Consider the following 1,960-nt stretch of genomic DNA (forward strand, 5'->3'; position numbering starts at 1 on the left):
GTGGCGGTTAGGGGGGAGGACGGCGACGTCTACTTCTACCCCCCCGCCGAGAATTTCTATGTGGATGGGATACTGGTGTGGAACTACGCCCCCACCAAGGCGCCGGAGGAGGCCTACGAATACGTCCACAGGTTGGTGGAGAGGTGGCGCTATGTGGGGACGGTGGCGGTGGAGTTTTTCGAGGCGAGGGACGGGAGGGTACTCGTGAACGAGATAGCGCCTAGGGTGCACAACACAGGCCACTGGACGCTGGAGACAGACGCGAGCCAGTTTGAAAACCACCTACGCGCCGTGTTTGGGATGCGCATCAGAAGGCCGCGCCTCCCGCCCGCGGTGGCTATGGTGAACATCCTGGGTCTGTCTTTTGAGAGGCTTCCGCTGGGGGAGCTCGAGGCGCTTGGGAGGGTGTACTGGTACTTCAAGGCCGAGGCGAGGCCTAGGCGGAAGATGGGTCACGTAAACATAGTGGCCAATAGCGTGGGGGAGGCGGCGGCGAAGGCGCGGCGGGCCCTCTCGCTGATTTATGGAAGGGAATTTTCGAAGTTTGTTATGAGGCCTAGAGGCGGCTGACCTCCTCCAACAACGCCGCTAGGTGAGGCGCCTTTATCCTCAGCTTCTCCACGGCGGCCTTCACGTCGTCGCTTGGCAACACTCCGTACTTGGCTAGCGTGTAGGCGTGGGGGCCTATTACCTCCACCACCGACGGCATGGCCTCGCCGTGCCTCCAGTTTAAAAAATGCTCCGTAGCGGTTTACCCCCTCGCCGCCTCCGCCTCGGCGGCTTGGACGTCTATCTCCACCGGGTACTCACCGGTGAAGCAGGCGTAGCAGGCAGGGCCCAGCACCCTCCTGAACGCCTCTATGGGCAGGTAGCGGAGAGTGTCGGCGCCTATGTAGGCCCTCACACCCTCTACGTCTCTTCCGTAGGCCGCGAGTTCTCTCCTCGTCTGGAAATCCATGCCGAAGAAACACGGCCATCTAACCGGCGGCGAGGCGATCCTGACGTGTACAGCCCTTGCGCCAGCCTCCCGGAGTAGCCTCACAATTGTCCTTATGTTGGTGCCCCGGATGAGGGAGTCGTCCACAACCGCCACCGACCTACCCGCCACCAGCTCCTCCACAACTCTAAAGGCGTCTGGCGGATTTCTGGCGTGCGGCGGAGTGATGAAGATGCGGCCGGCGTATCTACTCTTAACTACGGCCTCCACCAGCGGAAGCCCCAGCTTCGCGGCGTATGCCGAGGCGGCGGTCCTCGCGGTCTCGGGCACGTAGGTCACCACGTCTATAGCCGCGTCTTCCCCCTCCGCCAGGGCCTCGCCGAGGGCCCGCCTCACGTCCTGGACAAGCCTCCCGCCCAGCGTCGAGGCGTGGTGGGCGAAGTAGACGTACTCAAGAGCGCACAGCCTGCCCTCCCCCGGCGGGATTTTCCACATGACAAGCCTCTTTCCGTAGAGGATGGCTAGCCCAGGCGGAACCTCCTCCCCGCCGCCCATGGCCACGTCCTCGGACGCGAAGGCCACCCCGCCGTGGTAGTGTCTGTAGGCGAGGGGCCTAATCCCCCGGGGGTCGCGCACCGCGAGGATGCCCCAGGGCGTAAGGGCGATGAGCGACGCGGCGCCCACAATCCGGGAGTACAGGCTGACAACCCCCTCCTCCACGCCCCTCTCCCACATCTCTCTAGCCAGAGCCTTTGCCAGCGCCTCGCCGTCGAAGGCGGGGGCCTCCACCCCCAGCCTCTTGTAGTTAACCACCGTGCCGTTGAAGACGAGGGCCAGCTCCAAGTCTCTGTACTTCGCCACAACTGGCTGGAGCTGGGCGCCGTAGGGCCCCGAGGTGCTGTACCTCGTGTGGACCAGGGCGGCCTCGGTGTCGTCGGGGGGCTCCCCAATACTCACCCCCCCGCCCTTTTGATACGCGTAGCCAACCCCCTCGTGGCCCCTGTGCATCAGCCACGGCGCCAT

The 1,960-nt window shown here is 64.3% G+C and carries 3 protein-coding genes; 1 reads left to right on the plus strand and 2 read right to left on the minus strand.

Annotated elements, in window-relative coordinates; translation table 11 throughout:
- Window positions 1–570 (plus strand): ATP-grasp domain-containing protein (locus ACP5J3_RS13830; protein ID WP_428496216.1); only part of this gene is annotated, 570 nt, incomplete at its 5' end.
- Here the strand turns inward: ACP5J3_RS13830 and ACP5J3_RS13835 are convergent.
- On the minus strand, window positions 557–709 hold the full coding sequence (locus tag ACP5J3_RS13835; RefSeq protein WP_428496217.1) for a hypothetical protein: 153 nt from the start codon (window positions 707–709) through the stop codon (window positions 557–559). The two genes, ACP5J3_RS13830 and ACP5J3_RS13835, sit on opposite strands and share 14 nt — an antisense overlap.
- 42 nt (window positions 710–751) lie before the next feature.
- The coding region (locus ACP5J3_RS13840; RefSeq protein WP_428496218.1) for an amidophosphoribosyltransferase at window positions 752–1,960 on the minus strand (1,209 nt) is incomplete at its 5' end.

The organism is Pyrobaculum sp. (assembly GCF_049971835.1).
Classification (GTDB): domain Archaea; phylum Thermoproteota; class Thermoprotei; order Thermoproteales; family Thermoproteaceae; genus Pyrobaculum.